Source organism: Phenylobacterium terrae, assembly GCF_042681205.1.
GTDB classification, from domain to species: Bacteria; Pseudomonadota; Alphaproteobacteria; order Caulobacterales; family Caulobacteraceae; genus Phenylobacterium; species Phenylobacterium terrae.
Genome location: NZ_JBHUEY010000001.1, coordinates 1,817,246 through 1,835,291 on the forward strand (window position 1 = coordinate 1,817,246; position 18,046 = coordinate 1,835,291).

Genomic DNA, 18,046 nt, shown 5'->3' on the forward strand with positions numbered 1-18,046 from the left:
GAGTGTCGAGCTGTCAGGCGCTGGGCAATCCAGCATCGCCGAGCCCGAGACTCCCCCACCCGTCGTCTCGCTTCGCTCGCCGCCACCCTCCCCATGAAGGGGAGGGAGGGGGGACTTGCATCCGATCTATTCTCGATATATCTAAACTTATCGATACATCGAAATAGGATCGACAATGAGACACATGCACCATCATCACCATCGGGCCCGCTGGTCGCGGTTCCCGTTCGGCCACGCCGGGCCGGGCCATCACCGCGGCCGCCGCGGCGGGCGGCTCGGGCGGATGTTCGAGCACGGCGACCTGCGGCACGTCCTGCTGGCGCTGATCGCCGAGAAGCCGAGTCACGGCTACGAGCTGATGCGCGAGCTGGAAGAGCGCACCGGCGGCGCCTATCGGCCGAGCCCGGGCGTGGTCTACCCCACCCTGGCCATGCTCGAGGACGAGGGCCTGATCCGTCCGGCGGGCGGGGAATCGGGCCGCAAGCGGTTCGAGGTCACGGACGCGGGCGGCGCGGCGCTGGAGCAGCAGCGGCCGATGGTCGAGGCCATCTTCGCCCGCCTGAACGAGGCCGCCGCCGCCTCGGCGCTGTCTTCGCCCAAGGTCCTGCGGGCCATGGAGAACCTCAAGACAGCCCTGCGCCTTCGCCTCTCCAACGGCCCGATCTCGGAGGGCCAGATCGAGGCCATCGCCGCCGCCCTCGACGAGGCCGCCGCCAAGGTCGAGCGGATCTGACCCTGGCGCGCCGGCCGCACGGCGTCGTATGACGCCGTTATGAAGCTTCACCTTGCGCTCGCCCTCGCCGCCGTCGCCCTATCGGGCTGCGTGAGCATGTCCCGCTCCGAGGCGGTGGCCCCGCTCTCGGCCGACCTCGCCCAGGGCAGCCGGGTCTCGGAGATCCGCCTGACCCGCTCGGACGCGCTGACGGTCACGCCGGGCTTCGACGACATCTTCAAGAGCAGAGTCCAGGCCAGGCTCGACGCCTGCGCCACCGGCGCCCGGCCCCTGCGCCTGGAGGCCGAGCTCGAGCGGCTCGATAAGGCCAATCCCGTGGTCACCGCCGTGGTCGCCGGCTCCAACGTGTTGCGCGGCTCGGCCCGGCTGGTGGACGTGGCCACCGGCAAGGTCGTCGCCGACTACAAGGTCGGCAAGACCATCGTCGGCGGCCGCTTCGCCGTGGTGGTCATGGGCGAGGCCGAGGAGCAGCTCTCCGACGCCTTCGGCGAGGAGCTCTGCAAGCAGGCGTTCACGCCGGCGGCGGAATGACCTTCTCCGTCGTCCCGGCCGCCGCGAAGCGAAGAGCCGGGACCCGCCCGGGATGACGGGTCAATCCATCAGCTTCTGTGTCAGGTAGACGTAGTGCCGGGCCCAGCGCTGGGCGTTGAGCTCGGGGTCGGTGGCGTTGGCGTGACCGCCGAAGGTGTTCTCGAAATAGACGTAGGGTGCGCCGAGCGCCTCCAGCCGCGCGGCGAACTTGCGCGCGTGCCCGGGGTGAACCCGGTCGTCGCGGGTGTTCGTCGTGATGTAGGGCTCGGGGTAGTCCACGCCCGGCTTCAGCAGCTGGTAGGCGGAGTAGCGGGCGATGAAGGCGCGGTCCTCCGGGACCTCCGGGTCGCCGTACTCGCCGATCCAGGACGCGCCGGCCGGCAGCCGGTGGTAGCGCAGCATGTCGATCAGCGGGCTCTCGATCACCACCGCGCCCCAGAGCTGCGGGTTCTGGGTCATCGAGACGCTGGTCAGAACCCCGCCGTTGGAGCGGCCGTAGATGCCGAGGCGCCGGGGCGAGGTGATCTTCCTGGCGATGATGTCCTTGGCCACGGCCGCGAAGTCGTCGAACGCCCGCTGTCGGTTCTCGCGCAGGGCTGCCTGGTGCCAAGCCGGGCCGAACTCGCCGCCGCCGCGGATGTTGGCCAGCACATAGGCGCCGCCCCGCTCCAGCCAGATCTTGCCGAGCTCGGGCCGGTAGGCGGGCGTCTCGGCGACCTCGAAGCCCCCGTAGCCGTACATCAGCGTGGGCGTGGCGCCGTCCAGCTTCAGGTCCCTACGGGAGACGACGAAGTAGGGGATCTTGGTCCCGTCGGCGCTGGTCGCCCAGAACTGCTGCACCCGATGCTGCGCAGCATCGAACCTGGCCGGCAGGGTCTTCACCGTCTCGGCGCGGGCGGCGCCGGCGTCCGCCAGCCACAGGGCGTCGGGCGAGAGGAAGCCCTCCGTCATCACGAACAGCGTCTCGTCCTTGGACGAGGCGCTGACCAGGTCGACCGAGGCGTCCTTCGGCAGCGGCAGGCGCTTCGAGGCCCAGCGGCCGCCCTCGCGCCGCCAGACGTCGACGGCGCCCTTCACCTCGTCCAGCAGGGCCACGACGAGCGCGCCCTTGGTCTCAGCCGTCTCGGTGATCGCCTGCCGCGCGTTCGGCTGGAAGATCAGCTCCAGCTTCGCCGACGTGGGGTTCCGCTTGAACTCGGCGATCGGCAGGCCGACCAGGGCGCCGGCGGAGAAGCCGTCGAACGGCTCCTGCAGGGTGAAGACCGCCCGGCCGTCCACGTAGGCCTGATAGCTCGCCTTGCGCGGCAGCGGCAGCTTCAGCGGCCCGGCCTCGGTCAGCAGGCTGTACTCGCTCTCGAAGAAGGTGACGCCGCGGTTGACCAGCACCGCGTCCACCGTCCCGCCCTCGCCGCGCAGCATGATGGCGCTGGCCGAGACGTCGGTCTTCTCGCCCCGGAACACCTCGGTGGCGGTCCCGTCGCGGCGGACGGACTTCAGCACGTACGGATAGCCGGAGGTGGTGACTTCGCCCGTGGTCCACTCGCGGCCGACGATCAGCGTGTCGGCGTCCAGCCACTCGGCGTCCTGCTTGCCCTCGGGAAAGCGGAAGCCGCCGCCCACGAACCGCCCCGCGGCCGCGTCGAACTCGCGGATCTCCACCGCATCGCCGCCGCCGTCCGACAGCCGCACGAGGCAGCGGGTCTCGGCGGGCTTCAGGCAGTCCGCGCCGTGGAAGAACCAGTTGCGGCCCTCCGCCTTGGCGAGTGCGTCGATGTCCAGCAGCGTCCGCCACTGCGGCTCGGCGCTCCTGTAGGAGGAAAGGCTGGCGTGCCGCCACAGCCCGTGCGGGTGGGCCTCGTCCTGCCACAGGTTGTCCACCCCGCCGGCCCGCAGGCGCGGGATCGGGATCCGGTCCTTGGCGGTGAAGATCGCCCGGGCCTCGGCGAGATAGGTCTGGTAGCGCGCATCACCCTCTAGCCTCGCCCGCGCCTTGGCGTTCTGGGCCTGGACCCATTCCATGGCCCTGGGGCTGTCGACCTCCTCCAGCCAGGCGAAGGGATCGTCCTGGGCCGAGGCGGCTCCGGCGGTGAGCATGAGGGCGGCCAGGCCCGAAATAACTGACTTCATGCGGGCTTGATAGAGTCCGGTGACTGGTTGCGCCAGCCGGCGCTACCTGTCACCCGTCGCCGAGCTGGTGACAGGTAGCCGCTGCGCGGCAACCAGTCACCGAAAGCCGCCGCGTGCGCGGGCGCGGCTTTTTCCCTATATGCGCAAGTCCATGAGCCGTCCGTTCCTGAAGATGAACGGGCTCGGCAACGACTTCGTCGTGGTCGACGCCCTTTCCGCGCCGTTCGCCCCCTCGGCGGACGAGGTGCGCGCGCTCGCCGACCGCGGGCGGGGCATCGGCTGCGACCAGCTGGTGGTGCTCGAGCCCTCCGCGCAAGCCGACGTGCGGGTCAGGTTCTGGAACGCCGACGGCGAGGCGGTCGGCGCCTGCGGCAACGCCTCGCGCTGCGTCGCCCAGTGGGTGATGGACCGCACGGGCAAGGACGCCGCCGTTCTGGAGACCGACGCGGGCCTGCTCTCGGCCGTGCGGTCGGGCGCCCTGGTGACCGTCGACATGGGCCGGCCCCGCCTGCGCTGGGACGAGATCCCGCTGGCCGAGGACATGGACACCCGCGGCGTCGAGCTGCAGGTCGGGCCGATCGACGATCCGATCCTGCACACGCCGGGCTGCGTCTCCATGGGCAACCCGCACGTGGTCTTCTTCGTGCCGGACGCCGAGGCCGCGCCGGTGCGCGAGGTTGGGCCGCTGATCGAGCGGCACATGCTGTTCCCCGAAGGCGTCAACGTGGGCTTCGCGCAAATCAAGGCCCGCGACCGCATCCGCCTGCGGGTCTGGGAGCGGGGCGCCGGCCTGACGCTCGCCTGCGGCACCGGCGCCTGCGCGGCCCTGGTGGCGGCCCACCGGCGGGGCCTGACCGACCGCAAGGCGACCCTGGAGCTGGACGGCGGCGAACTCGTCATCGAGTGGCGCGCCGAGGACGACCACGTGCTGATGACGGGCCCCGCCGTGCTGGAATACGAGGGGACGCTGCCGTGAGCGCGGTCGACATCGTCACCTTCGGCTGCCGCCTCAATGCCTACGAGAGCGAGCAGATCAGGGCGCGGGCGGCGGAGGACGGGCTCTCCGACGCGGTGGTGTTCAACACCTGCGCGGTGACCGGCGAGGCGGTCCGCCAGGCGCGGCAGGCGATCCGGAAGGCCCGCCGCGAGCGGCCGGGCGCCAAGCTGATCGTCACCGGCTGCGCGGCCCAGATCGACCCCGCCGCCTTCGCGGCCATGGACGAGGTCGACCTCGTGCTGGGCAACGCGGAGAAGGCCGCGCCGGGCGCCTACGCCCCGCAGGCCGAGCCCGGCCGCGTGCGGGTCGGCGACATCATGAGCGTGCGCGAGACCGCCGGCCACCTGATCGACGGGCTGAAGGACCGGGCGCGGGCCTACGTCGAGGTGCAGAACGGCTGCGACCACCGCTGCACCTTCTGCGTCATCCCGTACGGGCGGGGCAATTCGCGCTCGGCGCCGGCCGGCGAGATCGTCGAGCAGGTGCGAAGGCTGGCGGCCGACGGCTACCGCGAGGTGGTGCTGACCGGCGTCGACCTGACGAGCTGGGGCGCCGACCTGCCGGGCGCGCCGAGCCTGGGCCAGCTGGTCGGGCGCATCCTGCGGCTCGTCCCGGAGCTGCAGCGGCTCAGGCTCTCGTCCATCGATGCGGCCGAGATCGACCCCGACCTGATGCGGTGCCTGGCCGAGGAAGAGCGACTCGCGCCCTACCTGCACCTGTCGCTGCAGGCCGGCGACGACATGATCCTGAAGCGGATGAAGCGGCGCCACCTGCGGGCCGACGCCCTGAAGCTGGTGCGCGAGGTGCGCGCGGTGCGTCCCGACGTGGCCTTCGGCGCCGACCTGATCGCCGGCTTCCCCACCGAGACCGAGGCGATGTTCGAGAACACCCTGGCGCTGGTGGAGGAGGCGGAGCTTTCCTTCCTGCACGTCTTCCCGTTCAGCCCGAGGCCCGGCACGCCGGCTGCGCGCATGCCGCAGCTGCCGCGGCCGGTGGTTAAGGCGAGAGCCGCCCGGCTGCGCGAGGCGGGCGAGGCGGCGCTGAGCCGGCACCTGGAGCGTCAGGTCGGGCGGACCGTCGCCGCGCTGGTCGAGCGGCCGGGCCTGGCCCGCGCCGCCGACTTCACCGAGATCGCCTTCACAGGCGAGACGCCCGCCGGCGAGATCGCCGCCATGCGGATCGTCGGACGCGACGGCGCCCGGGCGGTTGCGGAACTCGTGCGGTGACCGGCCCGATCACCGGCGGCTGCCAATGCGGCGCGGTCCGGTTCCGCGTGGACGGCGCCCTCGGCCGGGCCAGCATCTGCCACTGCCGCATGTGCCAGAAGGCCTTCGGCGCCTTCTACGGGCCGCTGGTCAGCGTCAGGCTCGCCGAGCTGACCTGGACCCGCGGCGAGCGCGCGACGTTCCAGAGCTCGAACAAGGTCCGGCGCGGCTTCTGCCGCGATTGCGGCACGCCGCTGACCTTCGAGTGCAGCGACGAGGTGATCGACCTGGCCATCGGCGCCTTCGACGATCCATCGCCGATCAAGCCGCAGGTCCAGCTGGCGACGGACCGGGCCCTGCCCTGGGTGCACGAGATCCCGGACGTGCGGCGGATCGAGGTCGGCGGGTCGCAGACGCTCTCCGAGCACCACGGCTCGATCGTCTCCTACCAGCACCCCGACCACGACACCGCCGAGTGGCCGCCGCGGTGATCTCTCCCTCCCCTGAAGGGGAGGGAAGGCTAACCCTCGTCCTTGCCCGGAAAGCGCGGCATGGACCAGTTGAACACGATGGCGCAGGCGCGCAGGGCCAGGGCGGCGGCGAAGCCGGCGAGGCCGGCGGGGAGGGCGGCGATCCCGAGGAGCTGCAGGCCCACGAACACGGCCGCGCCCAGCAAGGCGGCGGTGATGTAGATCTCGCGGCGCAGCAGCACCGACGGCTCCTCGGCCACCACGTCGCGGATGATGCCGCCGCAGGTGGCGGTCAGCACGCCCATGACGATGGCCGGCAGGGGCGGGACGCCGAACGCGGAGGCCTTGGCCGCGCCGACGACGGCGTAGGCGGCCAGGCCCAGGGCGTCGAGCCAGAGCAGCAGGCGGGCGCGGAACCTGCGCTGGCCGAACACCCAGACCGCGGTCCCGGCCGCCAGACAGACCACGAGGTAGGACGGGCGGTCGATCCAGAACACCGGCGCATCGATGAGGAGGTCGCGGAGCGTGCCGCCGCCGACGCCCGTTATGGCCGCGAAGAAGCCGAAGGTGACGATGTCGTGCTTGCGCCGCGCCGCCGCCAGCGCGCCGGTGGCGGCGAAGACGAAGACCGCCGCGAAGTCGAGGAGGGCCAGGGTGCTCTGCAGCGCGTCCATGCCGCGGACCTTAAGCGGGCCCGCCCGCGCGGGCGAGGGTGACGGCCTGATCGCGGACAGCTAGAAGGCGCCTCCATGACCGAACCCAAGAAGGGCTGGTTCCAGCGGCTGGCCGACGGCCTGTCCCGCTCCTCCAAGGCGATGACCGACCAGGTCGTCGGGAGCTTCAGCAAACAGCCGCTGGACGAGGAGAGGCTCGACGAGCTCGAGGAGATGCTCATCGAGGCGGACCTCGGGCCCTATTCGGCGGCCCGGATCCGCAACCGCTTCGCCGAGGAGCGCTTCGGCAAGAGCGCCGACGAGCGGGAGATCAAGGAGGCCCTGGCCGCGGCCATCGGCGACGAGCTCGCCGCTCGCGAAGGCGACTTCGAGCCGCTTTCCGGCGTCCGGCCCTACGTGGTGATGTTCATCGGCGTGAACGGCTCGGGCAAGACGACGACGCTGGGCAAGATCGCCGCCGACCTCACCTCGCGCGGGGCCAAGGTCCTGATCGTCGCCGGCGACACCTTCCGGGCCGCCGCCGTGGAGCAGCTGAAGGTCTGGGCCGATCGCGCCCGCGCCGACTTCATGAGCCGCCCCACCGGGGCCGACGCGGCGGGTCTGGCGTACGACGCCGTCGAGAGGGCCAAGGCCGAAGGCTACGACGTGGTGCTGATCGACACCGCCGGCCGGCTGCAGAACAAGCAGGGGCTGATGGACGAGCTGCTGAAGATCATCCGCGTCGTGAAGAAGGTGGAGCCGGAGGCGCCGCACGAGGTGCTGCTGGTGCTGGACGCCACCGTCGGGCGCAATGCGCTGGCGCAGGAGAACATCTTCGGCAACCAGATCGGGGTCACCGGCATCGTCATGACCAAGCTGGACGGCACCGCCCGCGGCGGGGTGCTGGTGCCGGTCGCCCAGGCCTCGGACTCGCCGATCAAGCTGATCGGGGTGGGCGAGGGGATCGACGATCTGCAGCCGTTCCGGGCCCGGGCCTTCGCCCGCTCGCTCGTCGGCCTGGAGGACGCATGAGCGCCAGCAAGACCCAGCGGCGCGTGCGCGCCTTCGTCGACTACTTCGGCCCGCTGCTGTTCCTCCTGGCCTTCCTGGTCACCCGCGACGTCGTCAAGGCGACGGCGGCGCTGGTGGCCGGCTCGGCCGTCGCCCTGGTGGTCGGCTTCGTGGTCGAGAAGCGGATCGCCCCCATGCCGCTGGTGGCCGGCGGGGCGGCCCTGCTGTTCGGCGGCCTGACCCTGGTCTTCAAGGATCCGCGCTTCATCTACGTGAAGCCGACGGTGATCAACCTCGGCTTCGCCGCCTTCCTGCTGGGCGGCATGGCGCTGAAGCGCAATCCGCTGAAGGCGCTGCTGGGCGAGGCCTTCCGCCTGCCGGACGCGGCCTGGCGCACGCTGACCCTGCGCTACGGGATATTCTTCGCCTGCGTGGCGGTGCTCAACGAGATCGTCTGGCGCACCCAGCCGGAGGCGGTGTGGGTCGCCTTCCGCTTCCCCGGCCTGCAGATCCTGGCGCTGGTCTTCTCGTTCACCCAGATCCCGCTGATGATGAAGCATCACGAGGACGAGCCGGCCCCGCCGCCGACCGAGTAGGGATCCGCCGTGCACGGAGCTTTGTCGTCAAACTGACGCGTTTGGCGGCTAAAGCTTGGCCGAATCAGCGGGAGCGGGCCGCCGCATGGCGAAGGCCAAGTCCGAGGAAAAGGCTGGCGTGGCGGCGCTCGAAAGCTCCGTCAGCCATCTGCTGCACCGGGCCGTCCAGCTCGCCGACGACCTCCACGCCGAGACGTTCGGGGCGGGCGGCCTGACCCAGCGCCAGTTCGCCCTGCTGGCCGCTGTCGAGGCCAAGGAGGGCGCGGCGCAGTCCGAGCTCGTCCAGCTCACCGGCATCGACCGCTCCACCCTGGCCGAGCTCACCAGCCGGATGATCGTCAAGGGCCTGCTGGTCCGCGAGCGGTCGGAGACCGACGGGCGGGCCAACGCGGTACATCTGTCCGAGGCCGGACGCGAGGCCCTCGCCGAGGCCCGCGCCCGGATGAGCGCCGCCGACGAGCGCCTGCTGAAGCGCGTCGGCGGCCGAGGCCGCCGGGCGGCGTTCCTGGAGATGCTCACGGGTCTGCTGTCGGGCGAGCGGCCGGCCAAGGCCGAGAAGGTCGAGAAGGCCGAGAAGAAGCGCGACAAGGCCGCGAAGAAGAAGACGAAGAAGGCGGCTTAGCTTCCCTTCCCCTTTATGGGGAGGGCGGACCCGAGCGCTGCGAGGGCCAGGTGGGGACATCACGTGTCAGCTGAGAGTTATCCGGCCAGCGTCATGGCGGTCCCACACTTGCCCACCCCGTCGATGCTTCGCATCGCCGACCCTCCCCATGAAGGGGAGGGAGGTTCACTCCGGCCAGAGGTCGTGGATGTCGCCCTTGCGGTTGAGGACGCGCACCGCGCGCTTGACGACCTGCAGCAGGCGGGCCCGGCGGGCCTCCTCGTCGTAGGTCATCGAGCCGCGCGCCAGGCCCTCCAGCAGGAAGCGGCCGAGGTCGCGGCTGGTCTGGAACCTGGGGTCCTCACCGGCCTGGGCCAGCGCCAGGAAGCGGTCGCCGACCTGGTTGTGGTCGAAGGCGCTCTGCGCGCCGGCCAGCCGCTCGCGCAGCATCGGGTCGGTGCGGGCCGCGGCCTCCAGCTCGGCGAAGGCGATGAAGGGGGTGGTGTGCAGCAGCGCCCAATAGGCGTCGATGGCGTGCTCGGCGGAGTCGATCCCCGGCAGCGCCGGCTTGGCGGCGGCGTCCTCGAACAGACGCGCCCGCTCGACCTCGATGTGGGCGATGGCGGCCTCGACCAGCTCCTCCCGGCTCGGGAAGTGGTAGAGCATGGCTCCGCGCGTCAGGTTCGCCGCCTCCGCGATGAGCGCGTTGGTGGCGGCGTGGTAGCCCACCTCGGCGAACAGCCGCATGGCCGCATCGAGGATGCGCGCGCGGGTCCGGCGAGACTTCGGGGTCTCTTTGGCGGGATAGGTTCGAATGTCCATGGCGACGGGGAGGCGCTTGGTGGTGGCCTACCTATGCTCGTCCACGGCGGGGCGCCAGGGGCGAGCTTCACTTTTGTTGGTGGGATCGCAAATTCGCCCGCAAAAGTGGCGCTGGCGACCCACAATGTCGCCCATCCGGCAATCCGCCGTTATGCGAATCGGGTTCTGAACCGGTTGACAGCAGAGCCGAACTCATGACAGTGCGGCTGTCATGAACGACGCCCCTTCGGGCCCCTCGCTGCGCGACCGGCAGAAGGCGGCCACCCGTGACGAGATCCTGCGCGCCGTCGGCCGGCGGCTGGAGACCACTTCGCTCGAGGATCTGTCCTTCGCCGAGATCGCCGCCGAGGCCAAGGTCGGCGAGCGGACGGTCTATCGCCACTTCCCGACTAAGGAAGCGTTGCTGGGCGCCTTCTGGGCCTGGATCCAGACCCAGGCGGTGGCCCGCGAAAAGCCGCCCGTCCAGCCGGCCAAGGAGACCCTGGTCCCCCACGCCGACACCCACAAGCCCATGCGCATCCTGCTGGCCACCGACGCCTGGGAGCCGCAGGTCAACGGCGTGGTCCGTACGCTGACCCGCGTGGTGCAAGAGCTGAAGGCGATGGGCCATCAGGTGGAGGTCGTCAGTCCCGACCAGTTCAAGACCTTCCCGTTGCCCACCTATCCTGAGATCAAGGTGGCGATCGGCGTCTACGAGCCGGTGCAGGAGCGGTTCAAGGCCTTCGAGCCCGAGGCCATCCACATCGCCACCGAAGGGCCGATCGGCCTGGCGGCCCGGCGCATCTGCGTGGAGTGGAAGCTGCCGTTTACGACCAGCTACCACACGCGCTTCCCGGAATACGTCTCGGCCCGGCTGCCTGTGCCGCTGGCCGCCGGCTACGCCTACATGAAGTGGTTCCACAAGCCGTCCGGCCGGCTGATGGTGGCCACCCCGACCATGCGCGACGAGCTCTCCCGCCACGGCTTCCGCAACATCTCCTCCTGGTCGCGCGGCGTGGACACCGAGCTCTTCCATCCGCGCCGGCCGACCGAGCCGGACATCTTCGCCCACCTGCCCCGGCCGATCTTCCTCTACGTGGGCCGGGTGGCGGTGGAGAAGAACATCGACGCCTTCCTCGGCCTCGATCTGCCGGGGACCAAGGTGGTGGTCGGCGACGGGCCGCAGAAGGAGGAGCTGGCGCTCAAGCACCCGCAGGTGGTGTTCACCGGCTTCAAGAGCGGGGCCGAGCTGGCCGCCCACTACGGCTGCGCCGACGTGTTCGTCTTCCCCTCGCTCACCGACACCTTCGGGCTGGTGATCCTGGAGGCCATGGCCACCGGCACGCCGGTCGCGGCCTATCCGGCCCCGGGGCCCATCGACATCATCCCGGGTTCCGGCGCCGGCGTGCTGGCCAAGACCGCCACCGAGGGCCTGCGTGAGGCCTGCCTGGAGTGCCTGACGCTCGACCGGGGGCGGGTGCGCGCCTTCGCCGAGACCTTTTCCTGGAAGAACTGCGCCGAGGACTTCCTGCGCAACCTGCAGCCCTACCCGGAGCCCGAGAAGACCCGCTTCTGGCGGCGGCTGCGGCGGCTGGCCCGCGTGCGCCGCCGGCCGAAGGCGGCGTAGCGCCCCCAGTCCCGCTCATCCCGGCGCAGGCCGGGACCCAGAATGGCGGGCGCAGAGGCGGGCTCCACGAGCGCCGCGGTCTTCCACCCTCATCTGAGTTCTGGATCTGGGTCCCGGCCTTCGCCGGGATGAGCGGAATGGGGTGGTCACTGGTGAAACCTGTCACCCAACTGTCGCTGAACTGTCGTATAGGGGTGTTAGGCGGCGGGCGCCTCAATGGGAGCCCTGACATGCGACTGATTTCCACCCTCGCCGCGGCGAGCGCCGCGCTCGCGCTGGCCGGCTGCGGCCAAGGCGGCGATGCGAACAAGCAGGCGGCCGGCGCGCCGGGCGGCGAAGGCGCCGCCGGCGGCGGCGGCGGAAGCGCCGACCAGGTCTGGGTCGCCGGCTCCTCGACCGTCTTCCCGTTCGCGACCCGCGTCTCCGAACAGGTCTCGCGCACCACCGGCGGCACGGCCGCCAAGGTCGAGAGCCTGGGCACCGGCGGCGGCATCAAGCTGTTCTGCGGCGGCGTCGGCGCCAACTATCCGGACGTGGCCACCGCCTCGCGCCAGATGAAGAAGTCCGAGTGGGACGCCTGCCAGCAGGCCGGGGTCACCGACATCGTCGAGCTGAAGGTCGGCTACGACGGCATCGTGGTCGCCAACGCCCGCAACGGCGCCGACTACAACCTGAACGTCGAGCATCTCTACAAGGCGCTCGCCGCCGAGGTCCCCGCCGGCCAGGGCTTTGCGCCCAACGCCGCCAAGACCTGGCGCGACGTCGACCCGAGCCTGCCGGCCGACCGCATCCAGGTCTACGGCCCGCCGCCGACCTCGGGCACCCGCGACGCCTTCGTCGAGCTGGCCATGGAGCCTGGCGCCCAGACCGTCCCGGCGCTGAAGGCGCTGAAGGGCTCGGACGAGAACGCCTTCAAGCAGCGGGCCCACACCCTGCGCAGCGACGGCGCCTGGATCGACTCCGGCGAGAACGACAACGCCATCATCCAGACCCTGGAGAAGACCCCGGGCTCGGTCGGCGTGTTCGGCTTCTCGTTCCTGCAGAACAACCTCGACAAGGTGAAGCCCGCCTCCGTCGGCGGCGTGCAGCCGACCCTGGCGGCGATCTCGGACGGCTCCTATCCGCTGTCCCGCTCGCTCTACATCTATGTGAAGAAGGCCAACGTGGCGTCCAAGCCGGCGCTGCAGCCCTACGTCACCGCCTTCGTCTCCGACGCGGCGGCCGGGCGTGGCGGCTACCTGCTGGAGCGCGGCCTGATCCCGCTGCCCGACGCCGAGCGCAAGGCCCAGCAGGCGGCGGCGCAAAACCTGACGCCGATGGCCGCGCCGAAGAGCTAGCTCTCCACCTCGTCATCCCGGACGGCCGCCAGGCCGATCCGGGACCGAGGGCGGCGCGCCACGGGGGCCCGGCTCTCTGGCGGGATGACGATGAAGGGTTACGCCGCCTGCGGGACGAGCGCCGGCAGGCGGCGGGCCATCGGCTGGTTCCAGCTGACGATCGAGAAGCGGCCCTGGTGGTCCTCCACCAGGGCCGTGCAGCTTTCCACCCAATCGCCGTCGTTCATGTAGACGATGCCGTCGATGGTGCGGATCTCGGCCTTGTGGATGTGGCCGCAGATGACCCCGTCGACGCCGCGCCGGCGGGCCTCGTCGGCCACCGCCGCCTCGAAGTTCTCGATGAACTGCAGCGCGTTCTTCACCCGCGTCTTGACGTAGGCCGACAGGCTCCAGTCCCGCAGCCCCAGCCGCCGGCGGATGCGGTTGAACAGGGTGTTGGCCGACAGCAGCGCCCGGTAGCCGTAGTCGCCGAGGAAGGCGAGCCACTTGGCGTGCTGGACGATGCCGTCGAACTCGTCCCCGTGGGTGACCAGGTAGCGGCGCCCGTCGGCGGCCTCGTGGATGGCGTCGCGCGCCACCACCACGCCGCCGAAATGCACGCCGCAGAAGTCGCGCACCCGGTCGTCGTGATTGCCGGGCACGTAGATCACCTCAACGCCCTTGCGGGCCAGGCGCAGGATCTTCTGGACCACGTCGTTGTGCGCCTGGGGCCAGCACCAGCCGCTGCGCAGCTTCCAGCCGTCGACGATGTCGCCCACCAGGTAGAGCCGCTCGCAGTCCAGGTCGCGGATGAAGTCCAGCAGCCGCTCGGCCTGGCACCCCCTGGTGCCCAGGTGGACATCTGAGATGAAGACGGTGCGGCAGGAGAGTTCGGCGCCGGCCATGGCGACCCCCGGGCGGTTCACTTCGCGACTGCGCTAGCCCGGTTCGATGACAGCCCGGTGACGGAGAATCCGACCCCGCCGGCACACAACTGTCGTGAAATGATTCTACACGGCTCGCGCCAGAGGCGAGTTCGAGTCGAGCCATGACCGTGATCAGCGTGAAAGCCGTCCCCGGCGGCTGGGCCGTGGAAGGCGGCCCTGGGACTGCGCACCTCGTGTTCCTCCGGGGCGGGGAAGCCGAGCGCAAGGCGCACCAGCTGGGCGCCCAGTGGGCGGAGATCTCCGGGGAAGCCGAAGTGCGCATCCACGACCGCACCGGCGCCCTCGTCGGGCGAAGCCTGTACTTCGCCTCGCAGGCGGTCCCGGCGTAGGCTCTCCGCCGCGCCCCTACCTCCCGCCGCTGGGCGGGGGAGGTAGGAGGCCGGGCGTCTAGAACTCGAACTGGAATCGGACCTGGGCGACCTCGGCGTCGACATCCGCGCCGGGGGCGACGCTGTCGTTCTCGGAGTCGGTATAGTTGAACATCACCCGGGTGTTGGAGGTCAGGTGCCAGTTGGCCCCGACGGTCCAGCCCGAGTACTCGCCGCCGCCGGGGGCTTCGGAGAGGTCGGCGTTGTCGTAGCGCAGCGCCAGCTCGATGGCGCCCAGGCCGCCCTTGGTGACCGGGTTCTCCACCTTCACCCGCTCGAACCGGCCGTTCTTGGCGCTGTAGTTGCGCATGTGGCCGGTCAGGAACCAGCTGCCGGAGGCGTACCAGGTGTTGAGCTGCGCATCGCTCGTGGTCCCGTCCACGTCGACGTGCGCCCACTCGCCCTGCACCGCGAAGGGGCCGTGCACATAGGCGGCCTCGAGGCCCAGGGTGGTGTCCGCCTCGCCGAACGAGGAGGTGCTGACGAACCGCGGGCCGAAGTTGGTGTTCGGGCGCAGGCGGTAGTTGAGGCGGCTGGGCGCGTCCCGGTCGCGCTGGCGCACCCAGGCCCCCAGGTGCGCCTTCTGGCGGTCCTCGTTGATCGGCGCAAAGGTGCCGCGCAGGCTGACCCCGACCTCCTGGGGGTGGGTGTCGACGTCGTTCAGGCTCTCGCCGGTGACGGCCGCCGCGGCGGTCCAGTTGTCGCCGCCGGTCTTGGCTTCCAGCGAGACGAGCCGGCCCAGGCCCAGCACGTCGTTGTAGGGACCGCGTTCCATGAAGGTGGTGACGGCGTCGGAGGTGAGGTTCTCCAGCGACAGGGTCTTGATGTTGCCGACGGTCACCTTGCTGGTGTCGTTCAGCGCATAGGACAGGAAGACGTCCTGCCAGACGATCTCTTCCAGCCCGAAGTCGATCTCGGCCTTGTAGGAGAGCTTCTCGGTCAGGTCGCCCTCGGCCCACAGCCGGCCCAGGCGCAGGCGGATGTCGTCGTCGTTCAACTCATCGCCAACCTCGCGTTCGGCGTCGATCTCGACGTAGTCGACGAAGGCGCGCATGCCGAATTCGATGGTGGGGGTGTCCTGCGCCAGCGCCTGGCCGGCGGCGGCGCCCGAGACGGCGAAGCCCGCAAGAGCGGCCGCGCAAAACCTGGATCGCATTGCATTTCCCTCTGAGGACGCCGGATCGCGTCCGCGGCAGGTGGTTACCTTCGAAGTGTGAAGGTTCGGCTGCTCAAAGTTGAAGCTTTTGCGTCAGTCCTGCGACAAATGTGCAGCTTAGATGAGACGTGAGCGGATGGTCTGCGAGAGGAGGTCGATCAGCGTTACTGCGATGACGATCACCAGGGCGATGGCGGCCACCTTGCTGTAGGCGAAGCTGTTGAGGGAATCGAACAGCACCTGGCCGATGCCGCCGGCCCCGATCAGCCCGAGCACCGTGGCCGCCCGGCTGTTGGATTCGAACCGGTAGAGGCCATAGGAAGTCCACAGCGGGGCCACCTGCGGGATCACCCCCCAGATGATCTCCTGCAGCTTGGTGGCGCCGGTGGCGCGAACGCCCTCCACCGGGCCGCGGTCGATCGCCTCCACCGCCTCGGAGAACAGCTTGCCCAGCACCCCGCCGGTGTTCAGCGCCAGGGCCATCACGCCCGCGAACGGGCCGAGGCCGACAGCCGCCACGAAGAAGGTGCCGATGACCAGGTCGGGGACCGAGCGCAGCACGTCCATGAGCCGCCGCACGACCAGCTGCACCCCGGGCGGGGAGACGTTGCGCGCGCCCAGCAGGCCCAGCGGGATGGCCAGGATCACCGCCAGGAAGGTGCCCCACAGGGCCATCTGCACCGTCAGCCACATCTGCCGGACGTAAAGCGACAGGTCGGTCCAGTCCGGCCGGATGAACTCGCGCCCGTACTGGCGCATGTTCTCGGTGTTCTGGAACAGCTGCGGCAGCTTGGAGATCTCGGCCGGGCCGAAGCTGACCAGCAGCAGCAGGGCGAGGCCGCCCCACAGCAGGATGTCGAACACCCGCTGGCCCAGCGGGCGCGCGGGCGGCTGCAGGCCGGCGGCTTGGGAGGTTGCGTCTGTCACTGGGCTATTGGCCGACGATGGGCTGGCCGGTCTTGGCCTCGAGGGCGGCGCGCTCGGCGCGGATCGCGTCGAAGGCCTTCTGGGCCTCGGCGATGCGGGCCTGATCGCCGCTGTTCTTGGCGCTCAGCAGGGCCTCGGTGGCCTCCATCTCGCGCACGGGGATCAGGTGGGCGTTGTCGGCCGGCAGGAAGCCGCCGATCGACAGCTGCGACAGCAGCTTGCGCTGGCGCTCGGCTTCGGGGCCTTCGCCCTTGCCGTAGGTGAGGAAGAACTGGCGGATCTTCTCCTTCGCCGCCGGATCGAGGTCCTTGCGCCAGACGATCGGGTCCTCCGGCAGCTTGGGGGATTCCCAGATCACCCGGACCTGGTCGGGCACCGGCGAGCCGCGCTCGCGCTGCAGGCGGATGGCGGTCGAATTGTTGGTCGCCACGTCCAGGAGGCCGCGGGCGACAGCGAACAGGTTCGCCTGGTGGTTGGCCGCCTTGACGGTCCGGAAGCAGGTCTGCGGATCGACGCCGTTGGGCGCGAACAGGTAGGTCATCGGGGCCAGGGTGCCGGAGGTCGACTTGGCGTCGCCGATGCCGAAGTTGAGGCTGCGGTCGCACTTCAGCACGTCGGCCAGGGTGGTCTTGCTGTTCGCCGGCACGATCAGCACCGACTTGTAGCCGTCCTCGCCGGAGGGGTCGAAGGTGCGGGCGAAGACCTCTCCGCCCGAGCGGCGCACCGCCTCCAGGCCCGACTGGTTGGAGAACCAGCCCGCGTCGATCTGCTTGAACCGCAGCGCCTCGATGAGGGCGGTGTAGTTGGTCGCATAGAAGGGCTTCACCGGAATCCCGATGGACTTCTCCATGTCCGCCAGGATCGGCTTCCAGAAGGTCTCCAGGCTGGAGGAGTTCTCGGTCGCCAGGATCGAGAAGTTGATGACCTTCGGCGGGCCTTCGGGGGCCTTGGCCTTGTCGGCGCCGCCCTCGCAGGCGGCGAGGGCCAGGGCGGCGAAGCTGGCGCCCAGCATGAGGCGTCGGCTGATCATTTGGGCGCTCCTTCCCAGAAGACGTCCTCGAACTCGGGGCCGTAGATGTCGATGAGGCGCGTGCGGTCGAGGCCCTCGGGAGGGCCGTCGTAGACGATCCTGCCCTCTTTGAGGGCGATCACCCGCCGGCAATAGCGCAGGGCGTAGTCCACCTGGTGCAGGGTGACGACGACGGTCAGACCGTCCTCGGCGTTCAGCGCGTGCAGGGTCTCCATGACCCGGCGGGCCGACACCGGGTCCAGAGACGCCACCGGCTCGTCGGCCAGGATGATCTTGGCCCGCTGCACCAGCGCCCGGGCGATGGCCGCCCGCTGCTGCTGGCCGCCGGACAGGGTGCCCGCGCGCTGGCCGGCGTATTCGGCGATGCCGACCCGGGCGAGAGCCTGCATCACCGCCTGCTTGGTCTCGCTCGGCCACAGGCCCAGGGTGCCGCGCAGCGGCGAGATCCGGCCCAGGGAGCCCAGCGCGACGTTGGTGAACAGCGGCAGCCGGCCGACCAGGTTGAACTGCTGGAAGATGAAGCCGATGCGCTTGCGCGCCTCGCGGACCTTGTCCGAAAGCTTGCCCGCGGCCTGCACCGAGCCGCCGAAGGCGTCGATCCGGCCCTCGCCGGGATCGATGGTCTGTAGGCCGCTGATCGAGCGAAGCAGCGTCGACTTGCCCGAACCGGACGGGCCGATCAGGGCGATCATCTCGCCCTTGGCCACGTCCACCGAAACCCCATCGAGGGCGCGGCGGGAACCGAAGCTCTTCGACACGTTGCGCACCGAAAGCACCGCCGCGTCGGACATGGATCCCTGGCTTCCCCCAAAAACGTGAGCACGCGCAAACGACTGGCGCGTTGATCGCCTCCGCTTGCGATGGTTTCATGACACGTCCGCCGCCCTGGGGTCCAGAGACGCGGCGCGCGTGCATGCGCCGCATCCCAAAAAGACTTTACATCCCGGGTC

At 70.4% G+C, this 18,046-nt stretch carries 19 protein-coding genes and 1 pseudogene; 12 read left to right on the forward strand and 8 right to left on the reverse strand.

Annotated elements, in window-relative coordinates; genetic code table 11:
* Nucleotides 1-175: 175 nt before the first annotated feature.
* Together ACFSC0_RS09130 and ACFSC0_RS09135 are read left to right on the forward strand one after the other, a co-directional pair.
* On the forward strand, nucleotides 176-733 hold the full coding sequence (locus ACFSC0_RS09130; protein WP_377283252.1) for a PadR family transcriptional regulator: 558 nt from the start codon (nucleotides 176-178) through the stop codon (nucleotides 731-733).
* 39 nt (nucleotides 734-772) lie between these two features.
* Nucleotides 773-1,264 (forward strand): hypothetical protein, encoded by a 492-nt coding sequence (locus ACFSC0_RS09135; RefSeq protein ID WP_377283251.1) that lies wholly within the window; start codon nucleotides 773-775, stop codon nucleotides 1,262-1,264.
* Between the two features lie 60 nt (nucleotides 1,265-1,324).
* On the opposite strand, the gene ACFSC0_RS09140 is transcribed toward ACFSC0_RS09135, so the two are convergent.
* Nucleotides 1,325-3,391 (reverse strand): prolyl oligopeptidase family serine peptidase, encoded by a 2,067-nt coding sequence (locus ACFSC0_RS09140; protein WP_377283250.1) that lies wholly within the window; start codon nucleotides 3,389-3,391, stop codon nucleotides 1,325-1,327.
* A 151-nt stretch (nucleotides 3,392-3,542) separates the two neighbouring features.
* Between ACFSC0_RS09140 and dapF the strand changes: the two genes are divergently transcribed.
* The 3 genes from dapF to ACFSC0_RS09155 are packed head-to-tail and all read left to right on the forward strand — an operon-like array spanning nucleotide 3,543 to nucleotide 6,084.
* A complete protein-coding gene (gene dapF, locus ACFSC0_RS09145) occupies nucleotides 3,543-4,367 on the forward strand; it encodes a diaminopimelate epimerase (RefSeq protein WP_377283249.1) in 825 nt (274 codons plus the stop codon).
* Nucleotides 4,295-5,614: a tRNA (N(6)-L-threonylcarbamoyladenosine(37)-C(2))-methylthiotransferase MtaB gene (gene mtaB, locus ACFSC0_RS09150; protein WP_377283248.1), complete on the forward strand. Its 1,320-nt coding sequence runs from the start codon at nucleotides 4,295-4,297 to the stop codon at nucleotides 5,612-5,614. Before dapF ends, mtaB begins: the two co-directional genes overlap by 73 nt.
* Nucleotides 5,611-6,084 carry a GFA family protein gene (locus ACFSC0_RS09155; protein ID WP_377283247.1) on the forward strand — a complete coding sequence of 158 codons (474 nt, stop codon included), beginning with the start codon at nucleotides 5,611-5,613 and terminating at the stop codon, nucleotides 6,082-6,084. Before mtaB ends, ACFSC0_RS09155 begins: the two co-directional genes overlap by 4 nt.
* A 29-nt stretch (nucleotides 6,085-6,113) precedes the next feature.
* Here the strand turns inward: ACFSC0_RS09155 and ACFSC0_RS09160 are convergent, their stop codons facing one another.
* Complete coding sequence (locus ACFSC0_RS09160) at nucleotides 6,114-6,737, reverse strand: trimeric intracellular cation channel family protein (protein WP_377283246.1); 624 nt, start codon at nucleotides 6,735-6,737, stop codon at nucleotides 6,114-6,116.
* Nucleotides 6,738-6,812: 75 nt separating this feature from the next.
* Between ACFSC0_RS09160 and ftsY the strand changes: the two genes are divergently transcribed.
* From ftsY to ACFSC0_RS09175, 3 genes are all read left to right on the forward strand, one after another.
* Nucleotides 6,813-7,748, forward strand: coding sequence for a signal recognition particle-docking protein FtsY (gene ftsY / locus ACFSC0_RS09165; protein WP_377283245.1), 936 nt, complete (start codon nucleotides 6,813-6,815; stop codon nucleotides 7,746-7,748).
* Nucleotides 7,745-8,323 (forward strand): inner membrane-spanning protein YciB, encoded by a 579-nt coding sequence (locus ACFSC0_RS09170; RefSeq protein ID WP_377283244.1) that lies wholly within the window; start codon nucleotides 7,745-7,747, stop codon nucleotides 8,321-8,323. Before ftsY ends, ACFSC0_RS09170 begins: the two co-directional genes overlap by 4 nt.
* A gap of 85 nt (nucleotides 8,324-8,408) precedes the next feature.
* A complete protein-coding gene (locus ACFSC0_RS09175; RefSeq protein ID WP_377283243.1) occupies nucleotides 8,409-8,945 on the forward strand; it encodes a MarR family winged helix-turn-helix transcriptional regulator in 537 nt (178 codons plus the stop codon).
* A 165-nt stretch (nucleotides 8,946-9,110) separates the two neighbouring features.
* Here the strand turns inward: ACFSC0_RS09175 and ACFSC0_RS09180 are convergent, their stop codons facing one another.
* Nucleotides 9,111-9,746, reverse strand: a complete 636-nt coding sequence (locus ACFSC0_RS09180) for a TetR/AcrR family transcriptional regulator (RefSeq protein WP_377283242.1) — start codon at nucleotides 9,744-9,746, stop codon at nucleotides 9,111-9,113.
* A 211-nt stretch (nucleotides 9,747-9,957) separates the two neighbouring features.
* Here ACFSC0_RS09180 and ACFSC0_RS09185 point away from each other — a divergent pair.
* The 3 genes and pseudogenes from ACFSC0_RS09185 to ACFSC0_RS09195 form a co-directional block, all read left to right on the forward strand.
* A pseudogene (locus tag ACFSC0_RS09185) lies at nucleotides 9,958-10,146 on the forward strand (TetR/AcrR family transcriptional regulator); the annotation flags it as partial.
* A 111-nt stretch (nucleotides 10,147-10,257) separates the two neighbouring features.
* Nucleotides 10,258-11,352, forward strand: a complete 1,095-nt coding sequence (locus ACFSC0_RS09190) for a glycosyltransferase family 4 protein (protein ID WP_377283320.1) — start codon at nucleotides 10,258-10,260, stop codon at nucleotides 11,350-11,352.
* A gap of 230 nt (nucleotides 11,353-11,582) precedes the next feature.
* Complete coding sequence (locus ACFSC0_RS09195; RefSeq protein ID WP_377283241.1) at nucleotides 11,583-12,689, forward strand: substrate-binding domain-containing protein; 1,107 nt, start codon at nucleotides 11,583-11,585, stop codon at nucleotides 12,687-12,689.
* A 98-nt stretch (nucleotides 12,690-12,787) separates the two neighbouring features.
* Here ACFSC0_RS09195 and ACFSC0_RS09200 read toward each other — a convergent pair whose 3' ends face one another.
* The gene (locus ACFSC0_RS09200) at nucleotides 12,788-13,573 is read right to left on the reverse strand and encodes a UDP-2,3-diacylglucosamine diphosphatase (protein ID WP_377283240.1); all 786 of its coding nucleotides are present in this window, start codon (nucleotides 13,571-13,573) and stop codon (nucleotides 12,788-12,790) included.
* Between the two features lie 143 nt (nucleotides 13,574-13,716).
* On the opposite strand from ACFSC0_RS09200, the gene ACFSC0_RS09205 reads away from it, so the two are divergent.
* Entirely contained in the window at nucleotides 13,717-13,944 is a 228-nt protein-coding gene (locus ACFSC0_RS09205; RefSeq protein ID WP_377283239.1) for a hypothetical protein, read from the forward strand.
* Nucleotides 13,945-14,002: 58 nt separating this feature from the next.
* On the opposite strand, the gene ACFSC0_RS09210 is transcribed toward ACFSC0_RS09205, so the two are convergent.
* The 4 genes from ACFSC0_RS09210 to phnC all read right to left on the reverse strand — a co-directional run bounded on the left by ACFSC0_RS09210 (nucleotide 14,003) and on the right by phnC (nucleotide 17,887).
* Nucleotides 14,003-15,139: an OprO/OprP family phosphate-selective porin gene (locus tag ACFSC0_RS09210; protein WP_377283238.1), complete on the reverse strand. Its 1,137-nt coding sequence runs from the start codon at nucleotides 15,137-15,139 to the stop codon at nucleotides 14,003-14,005.
* 117 nt (nucleotides 15,140-15,256) lie between these two features.
* The gene (gene phnE, locus ACFSC0_RS09215; RefSeq protein WP_377283237.1) at nucleotides 15,257-16,066 is read right to left on the reverse strand and encodes a phosphonate ABC transporter, permease protein PhnE; all 810 of its coding nucleotides are present in this window, start codon (nucleotides 16,064-16,066) and stop codon (nucleotides 15,257-15,259) included.
* 4 nt (nucleotides 16,067-16,070) lie between these two features.
* Nucleotides 16,071-17,096, reverse strand: a complete 1,026-nt coding sequence (gene phnD / locus ACFSC0_RS09220; RefSeq protein ID WP_377283236.1) for a phosphate/phosphite/phosphonate ABC transporter substrate-binding protein — start codon at nucleotides 17,094-17,096, stop codon at nucleotides 16,071-16,073.
* The gene (gene phnC, locus ACFSC0_RS09225; RefSeq protein WP_377283235.1) at nucleotides 17,093-17,887 is read right to left on the reverse strand and encodes a phosphonate ABC transporter ATP-binding protein; all 795 of its coding nucleotides are present in this window, start codon (nucleotides 17,885-17,887) and stop codon (nucleotides 17,093-17,095) included. The genes phnD and phnC overlap by 4 nt, the downstream gene beginning before the upstream one ends.
* Between the last annotated feature and the right edge of the window lie 159 nt (nucleotides 17,888-18,046).

Coding starts and splice junctions, on each gene's coding strand:
- ACFSC0_RS09130 (WP_377283252.1), top strand. CDS start 176: ATGAGACACATGCACCATCATCACCATCGGGCCCGCTGGTCGCGGTTC.
- ACFSC0_RS09135 (WP_377283251.1), top strand. CDS start 773: ATGAAGCTTCACCTTGCGCTCGCCCTCGCCGCCGTCGCCCTATCGGGC.
- ACFSC0_RS09140 (WP_377283250.1), bottom strand. CDS start 3,391: ATGAAGTCAGTTATTTCGGGCCTGGCCGCCCTCATGCTCACCGCCGGA.
- dapF (WP_377283249.1), top strand. CDS start 3,543: ATGAGCCGTCCGTTCCTGAAGATGAACGGGCTCGGCAACGACTTCGTC.
- ACFSC0_RS09160 (WP_377283246.1), bottom strand. CDS start 6,737: ATGGACGCGCTGCAGAGCACCCTGGCCCTCCTCGACTTCGCGGCGGTC.
- ftsY (WP_377283245.1), top strand. CDS start 6,813: ATGACCGAACCCAAGAAGGGCTGGTTCCAGCGGCTGGCCGACGGCCTG.
- ACFSC0_RS09170 (WP_377283244.1), top strand. CDS start 7,745: ATGAGCGCCAGCAAGACCCAGCGGCGCGTGCGCGCCTTCGTCGACTAC.
- ACFSC0_RS09175 (WP_377283243.1), top strand. CDS start 8,409: ATGGCGAAGGCCAAGTCCGAGGAAAAGGCTGGCGTGGCGGCGCTCGAA.
- ACFSC0_RS09180 (WP_377283242.1), bottom strand. CDS start 9,746: ATGGACATTCGAACCTATCCCGCCAAAGAGACCCCGAAGTCTCGCCGG.
- ACFSC0_RS09190 (WP_377283320.1), top strand. CDS start 10,258: ATGCGCATCCTGCTGGCCACCGACGCCTGGGAGCCGCAGGTCAACGGC.
- ACFSC0_RS09195 (WP_377283241.1), top strand. CDS start 11,583: ATGCGACTGATTTCCACCCTCGCCGCGGCGAGCGCCGCGCTCGCGCTG.
- ACFSC0_RS09200 (WP_377283240.1), bottom strand. CDS start 13,573: ATGGCCGGCGCCGAACTCTCCTGCCGCACCGTCTTCATCTCAGATGTC.
- ACFSC0_RS09205 (WP_377283239.1), top strand. CDS start 13,717: ATGACCGTGATCAGCGTGAAAGCCGTCCCCGGCGGCTGGGCCGTGGAA.
- ACFSC0_RS09210 (WP_377283238.1), bottom strand. CDS start 15,139: ATGCGATCCAGGTTTTGCGCGGCCGCTCTTGCGGGCTTCGCCGTCTCG.
- phnD (WP_377283236.1), bottom strand. CDS start 17,096: ATGATCAGCCGACGCCTCATGCTGGGCGCCAGCTTCGCCGCCCTGGCC.
- phnC (WP_377283235.1), bottom strand. CDS start 17,887: ATGTCCGACGCGGCGGTGCTTTCGGTGCGCAACGTGTCGAAGAGCTTC.